This is a genomic window from Lysobacter enzymogenes (assembly GCF_017168095.1).
In the GTDB taxonomy this organism is placed as follows: domain Bacteria; phylum Pseudomonadota; class Gammaproteobacteria; order Xanthomonadales; family Xanthomonadaceae; genus Lysobacter; species Lysobacter enzymogenes_D.
In genome coordinates this window covers 1-6,385 of record NZ_LXSD01000561.1, presented here as the reverse complement: position 1 = coordinate 6,385, position 6,385 = coordinate 1, and the positions used below count along the sequence as shown (strand labels likewise).

At 67.9% G+C, this 6,385-nt stretch carries 5 protein-coding genes; 1 reads left to right on the top strand and 4 read right to left on the bottom strand.

Features of this window, described 5'->3' with window-relative positions; genetic code table 11:
• The 4 genes from A7A76_RS22145 to A7A76_RS22130 all read right to left on the bottom strand — a co-directional run.
• A partial coding sequence (locus A7A76_RS22145; protein ID WP_206413344.1) for an undecaprenyl/decaprenyl-phosphate alpha-N-acetylglucosaminyl 1-phosphate transferase occupies positions 1-1,135 on the bottom strand: 1,135 nt, incomplete at its 3' end.
• Between the two features lie 129 nt (positions 1,136-1,264).
• Positions 1,265-1,705: a hypothetical protein gene (locus A7A76_RS22140; RefSeq protein WP_206413343.1), complete on the bottom strand. Its 441-nt coding sequence runs from the start codon at positions 1,703-1,705 to the stop codon at positions 1,265-1,267.
• 43 nt (positions 1,706-1,748) lie between these two features.
• Positions 1,749-3,971 (bottom strand): polysaccharide biosynthesis tyrosine autokinase, encoded by a 2,223-nt coding sequence (locus tag A7A76_RS22135; protein WP_206413342.1) that lies wholly within the window; start codon positions 3,969-3,971, stop codon positions 1,749-1,751.
• Between the two features lie 119 nt (positions 3,972-4,090).
• Entirely contained in the window at positions 4,091-4,519 is a 429-nt protein-coding gene (locus A7A76_RS22130) for a low molecular weight protein-tyrosine-phosphatase (RefSeq protein WP_206413341.1), read from the bottom strand.
• Positions 4,520-5,214: 695 nt separating this feature from the next.
• Between A7A76_RS22130 and A7A76_RS22125 the strand changes: the two genes are divergently transcribed.
• A complete protein-coding gene (locus A7A76_RS22125) occupies positions 5,215-6,312 on the top strand; it encodes a polysaccharide biosynthesis/export family protein (RefSeq protein WP_206413340.1) in 1,098 nt (365 codons plus the stop codon).
• Positions 6,313-6,385: the final 73 nt, after the last annotated feature.

Here is a 6,385-nt window from a genome sequence, read left to right as displayed (position 1 = left end):
TCGCCGCGGGCGCGGACTCGCGCTCGGATTGGCGCGCGCCGCGGCCGTCGCCGAGCGGGCCTTGCGGCGCGAACGCGAGCTGTCGCGGCGGGCGCGGCAGCCAGTTCGGCAGCTTGTTGCGGTCGCCGCTGCTCACGGTCAGCGAGTACACGCCGAGCATGGCGAAGAACGCGGCCAGCCCGAGCAGGATCGGCAGGTTGCGCAAGGTGTAGCCGATCGCGACGAAGGCGCAGGCCAGGCCGACGATGGTCAGCAGCGCGGTCTTGGGCGAGCGTTCGCGGTCGAGCAGCAGATAGTGCAGGTGCTGGCGGTCGGGCTTGAACGGCGACAGCCCGCGGCGCACGCGCCGGTACATCAGGTTGAGCGTTTCCAGCAGCGGCAGGGCGATGCACCACACCGCGTCGGCGGCGTCGATGCGGCTCGGGCCGCGCTGGCTCAGGTAGATCAGGCTCCAGGCCATCACATAGCCGATCAGCATGCTGCCGGCGTCGCCCATGAACACCTTGCGCCCGCTGATGCCGCCGAGGTTGACGAACAGGAACGGAAGCAGCGCCACGAACAGCAGCGCCAGGCTCGGCAGCGCGCCCTTGTCGAGCACGTTGCCGCGGTCGAACAGGAAGATCGCGCCGATGCAGACCAGGGCGATGCTGGCGGCGAGCCCGTCGATGCCGTCGAGCATGTTGAAGGCGTTGATGGTGCCGACCACGGCGATGACCGTCACCGGTACGCCGAGCCAGCCCAGGTGGATCGGCCCGGTACCGAACAGATCGCCCAGATCGTTCAGCCATACGCCGCTGCCGGTGATCATCAAGCCGACCGCGATCGACTGGATCAGCAGGCGCGAGCGCACGCTGAGGTCGCGCGCGTCGTCGAGCGCGCCCAGCGCCACCACCAGGCCGGCGGTGGCCAGCAGGCTCATGCTGTAGCGGTCGCCGAGCTGCAGGTACAGCGCGCCGGCGAGCAGGCCGAGGAAGAAGCTGATGCCGCCGATGACCGGAACGGCGCCCTTATGCTGCTTGCGGGCGTTGGGGCGGTCGACCAGGCCGAGCCTGGCGGCGCTGGGATACAGCGCGCTCATCGACAATGCAGTGACCGCGACGCTGAGCGCGCCTGCGATGACGAATTGTTCTTTCATCATGACCGTCGTTTCCAAGGTAAGTCTTCGGTAGACCCATCCGACGACCGCCCCCTTCGGTCAATACGTGTGTCGCTGCGCCGATCCTTGCGCGCGCCCGCCGTTTCGGCCGGGCCTTGCGGTGCGCCGTCAGCCGGCGCGCCGCCTGTGTCTTCGCCTGCGTTGCGCGAGCGCGCCGGCCGTTGCGATGACGCTCGGGCCCGCGTCGCTTGCGGATGCGGAAAAAACCTTTCGCTGTCTTTCGCCGCGAGCGTTCGCTTCGCTGTCGCACTCTCGGCGGACGGCATCGTGCCACTCTTGCGTTGCGAAATACTGTGCGCCCGTAAGTCGTTTCTCGATGGGATTCAGGAACCGTGAGTGGTTGCGCATCTGCAATGGTTTGGAAATTTTCCAATGCCAACGCGAGTGCTTGACATCGCATTGCGCATTCGACGCATAAGGCAAAAATCCCGGGAATTTGGGTGATTTCGCGTGGGCGACGGCGGGCGCGAACGCGCACGCGCGGTCGAGCGCGCGCCATGCGCGCGATGTGCGGCCGCGTCCGTTGCGGATGGTTGCGATGGAAATCATCGAGTGCTTTCCTCTCGCGCAAAGAAAACTTGCTTGCCGGCGGCTACGCGCCGGAGCGGTATTCGTAGCCGTAGGCGTAGTGGGTGTCGTGGCGGCGTTCGACCGCGTTGAACACCGCGCCCTTGAGTTCGATGCCGTTCTGCTCGAAGCGCTGCATCGCCAGCGCCAGCTCCTTGGCCGGATTCAGGCCGAAGCGCACCACCATCAGGCTGGTGCCGGCGTGGCGGCCGATGATGGCCGAGTCGGTCACCGCCAGGATCGGCGGCGTGTCGATGATGACCAGGTCGTATTGCAGCGCCGCGGTCTTGAGCAGCGCGCCCAGTTCCGGCCGCATCAGCAGCTCCGACGGATTCGGCGGCGCTTCGCCGCGGGCGATGAAGTGCAGGTTGTCGATCGGCGTGCGCCGGATCGCGCCAGACGCGTCGATGCGGCCGGCGAGCAGGTCCGACAGGCCGTTGCGCGGATCCTGGCCGAGCACCTTGTGCAGGCTGCTGCGGCGCAGGTCGCCGTCGATCAGCAGCACGCGCTGGCCGCCCTGGGCGATGGTCGCGGCGAGGTTGGTGGAGACGAAGGTCTTGCCGGCGCCGGGGCTGGAGCCGCAGATCATCAGGATGTTGTTGCTGGCTTCCAGGCGGGCGAAGTGCAGCGCGGTGCGCAGGCTGCGCATGGCCTCGATCGCCAGGTCGTTGGGCGCGTCGATCGCCAGCAGGTGCGGCTTGCCGTTGCCGCCGCCGGCGCGCAGCTTGCGCCCGGCCTTCTCGTGGTCGCGCTGGTAGGCGCTCATCGGGATCGAGGACAGCACCGGCAGGCCGATCTGTTCGATCTCCTGCACGTGCTCGACCCCGCGGTTGAGCATCTGCCGCAGGAACACATAGCCCACCGCCAGGAACCCGGCGAGGAAGGTGCCGATGGCGACCACCAGCGCGCGCTTGGGCTTGACCGGCTGGCTGGTGTCGACCACCGCGCGGTCGACCACGCGCGCGTTGCCGACGGTGCCGGCGCGGGCGATGTCGAGCTGCTGGGCCTGGTTGAGCAGATTGGTGTAGGTGAGGGTGCTGACCTGCACCTCGCGGGTCAGGCCGATCAGTTCCTGCTGGGTCTGCGGCAGGGTGCCGATGCGGTCGTTGATCTTCTGCTTGCTCGCCTCCAGCTCGCCGATCTGCGCCATCAGCGCCTTGTAGGCCGGATGCGCGGGCGTGTAGCGGCGGGTCACTTCGGCTTGCTGCAGGCGCAGCTGCGAGATGCTGGTGTCGAGCGAGACGATCTGGTCGAGCAGCGACTTGGCGTCGAGGGTGATGTCGACGGTGTGCGCCTGCGACTGGTACTGGGCCAGGGTGTGCTCGGCCTTCTCCAGGTCGCGGCGCACGTTGGGCAGCTGCTTGTTGACGAACTCCAGGCTGCTGGCGGCCTCGGCGGAGTTGCGTTCGATGTTCTGGCGGATGTACTGGCGGGTGATCGCCTCCAGCGTGGCCTGGGCCAGCTCGGGATCGCGCAGCTCGTAGCTGAGCTGGATGATGCCCGAATCCTTGGCCTTCTCGCTGGCGGTGAGGTTGTTCTGCAGCGCGGCGATGATGCCCAGGCGCGAGAGCTTGGTCAGTTCGAAGCGCATGCCCGGATGGGCCAGCAGGCGTTCGACCTTGAGCCGCGCGCCGCCGCCGACCGCGGGCTGGCCGGCGTCGCCGCCGAGCAGGCGCTGGTCCTGGTCGTCGAACAGTTCGAAGCTGCCGTTGGCGCCGGCGATCAGGGTCAGCGGCTTGCCGATCAGGTCGTCGGGCACTTCGAGTTCGGCGATGTCGAGGGTTTCGCCGCCCCAGCCGTAGCGGTTGAGGCCGAACCACGGCGCGGCGAGTTCGTTGCCGGTGGCGGGCTGGAAACGGCGCGCGATCGCGGCGCCGAACACCGGGAAGTACGCGGGCTCGATCTGCAGATCGAGCTTGAGGTCCTCGACCGCCTTGCCGAGCACGGTGCGCGAGGTCAGCAGCGAAATCTCGGTCATCGCCTGCGGCGCCGAATCGGTCAGCGCCTGCGACACCGCGGTGAGGCCGGGCAGGGTGGGCGTCTTGGACTCCACCTGCACCATCGCGTTGGCCTGGTACACCGGCGCGGCCAGCAGCGCGTAGGCGGCGCTCAGGGCGAAGCCGAGCGCGATCGCCGCGCCGATCAGCCACTTGTGGTCGAACAAGGTGCCCAGCAGCGCGGCCAGGTCGATTTCGTCGCTCGCGCCGGCGTCCTGGCGCGGGCCATGCGTGGTGGAAACTGCCGCCATTGGGGGGAAGGCCTTGGGTAAAGTGGAACGGCGCGCCCGCGGGCGCGTCTGGAGCGAACGCGAACGTGCTCGCGACTACGGGCGCGTCCGAAAACGCGCCGCGCTCACGCGCGCAACGCTCAGAAGTACGCTTTCCAGCGATTCACGCCCGACTCGATGAGCTGGTAGGCGCGCTCGAAACTCTCGCGCGATTGCCGATAGGGGTCGGGAATGCTGGTGTTGTCCAGCCATTTGCCTAGCAAGTAGGTTTTTCCTCTCGCGTGTGGGGACAAACGGAGCACGGCCTCGCTGTGCCACGGCTCCATCGTAAGGACCAGATCGGCCGCATCGATCATCGAGCGGTCCAGCTGGCGTGCGACATGGGATTGCCCACTCAATCCCTGTCCGGACAGCACGGCCTGTGCTGTGGCGTCGATCGGATGGCCGGCCAGGGCCTTGAGCCCGGCGGATGCGACCGTTACGTTTTTCAACTCGCGACGCAACAGTACTTCCGCGGTTGGACTGCGGCAGATGTTGCCGACGCATACGACCAGAACATTTCGGAACACGCTTGAAACCTGTCGTTATGAGCCGTCCGTGCCGCGTTGCGCTGCGTCGCGCGGTGTTGCGGATCCGCCCCCCGACGGGTCCGCGACGAGGCGGCAATGTATAGAGCAGGTCATGACACGGTCAACACGAACTCCACACGCGAGGGCCAAGTCGTGACGCGGGTCACCCCACTGCTTTTTGTTTTGTTCAAGCGTTGCGCGTTTTTCGCAAGACTTCGCCGCGAACGTTAAACATTCGTTCTCGTTCGCCGATGTTGGCATCGTTCCTGCATCGCATCGTGCTCGCAGCGGCCTCGCGGCGGCGGCCTTGTCGAAACCTCAGCTGTATCGCGGTGACGCCATCGGCGAAACGTGATGCGATTCCGCGGCCTGTGCGTGACAGCGATGCGCATGGGCTGGCTATACTGCGCGGCACGGGGGCTTGGCCATTACTGACTGCGACGCTCACAGCCCCATGCCGCCACTTCGCATCGACCCATCGCCCTCGCACGCCGCCGCGCACCCGCGCCGCCGCGCGCGGCCCGCGGCGGTTTCGCGTACAGGCCCGCCGCCGCGCCGCGCCGCCTCGTCGCGCATCGGCTCGTCGCGTGCCTGCTCATCGCGTGTCCCGTCATCGCGCATCGCGCCGTCCCGCGTCGGATCCGCGCGGCCGCGGCGCGTCCCCATCGTGTTTCCGCTTTAGAGAATCTTTCCGCATGATCAAGATTTCGGGCGTCGCGGCCTTGGCCGCCATCGTCGGACTCGGCGGCTGCGCGTTCGCGCCGGGCCAGTTCATTTCGCCCGGGCAGTTCGCCCGCAGCGGCCTGGCCCAGGACGGCCACATCCAGATGGTGGCGATCACGCCGACGTTCCTGTCCGCGCAGGAGCGGACGGAAACCTCGGTGCCGATCGAGCTGCTGTCGTACCAGCCCGAGGCTTACCGCATCGGTCGCGGCGATACCTTGTACATCACCATCTGGGACCATCCCGAACTGACCTCGCCGGCCGGCACCCAGCAGCAGACCGCGGCCAACGGCCGCCTGGTGCGGCCCGACGGCACCTTGTTCTATCCCTACGTCGGCATGATCCGCGCCGAAGGCCTGACCATCGAGGAACTGCGCGCGCAGATCACCGCGCGCATCGCCCATTACGTGCAGAGCCCGCAGGTCGACGTCAGCATCATCGATTACGGCAGCCAGCGCGTGACCTTGCAGGGCGCCTTCGTCAAGACCGAGCGCCAGTCGATCACCGCCACGCCCCTGACCCTGGCCCAGGCCATCGGCGCGGCCACGGTCGATCCGATCCGCGCCGACCTCGCCGGCTTCGTGCTGACCCGCGACGGCCGCCAGTACCGGCTCGACCTCGACGAACTCAACCGCGGCGGTTCGGTGGCCAAGGACATCTACCTCAAGGCCGGCGATCACCTGTTCCTGCCGTACAACGACCGCAAGGAGGTGTATGTGGTCGGCGAGGTGGTGCGGCCGCAGGCGATGACCTTCAAGACCACCGACCTGACCCTGACCCAGGCGCTGGGCCGCGCCGGCGGGCTCAATCCGCTGACCGCCAAGGGCCAGGCGGTGTACGTGATCCGCGGGGTGGAAAGCCAGGACAAGCAGCCGGCGACGATCTTCCACCTCGACGCCAAATCGCCGGCGGCGTTCGCGCTGGGCAGCCAGTTCCACGTGCGCGCCGGCGACGTGGTGTTCGTCGGCCCGGCCGGGGTGACCCGCTGGAACCGCTTCGTCAACCAGTTGCTGCCGCTGTCCAACATCGTCAACAACGCCGCCAACACCCAGGACCTGCTGGATCGCTGAGCGCGGCGCGGCTTTGCGGCGTGTGGCGTCCCGCGCGCGCGGCGCCCGGCCGCCGCCGGGCGGCGACGCGCGC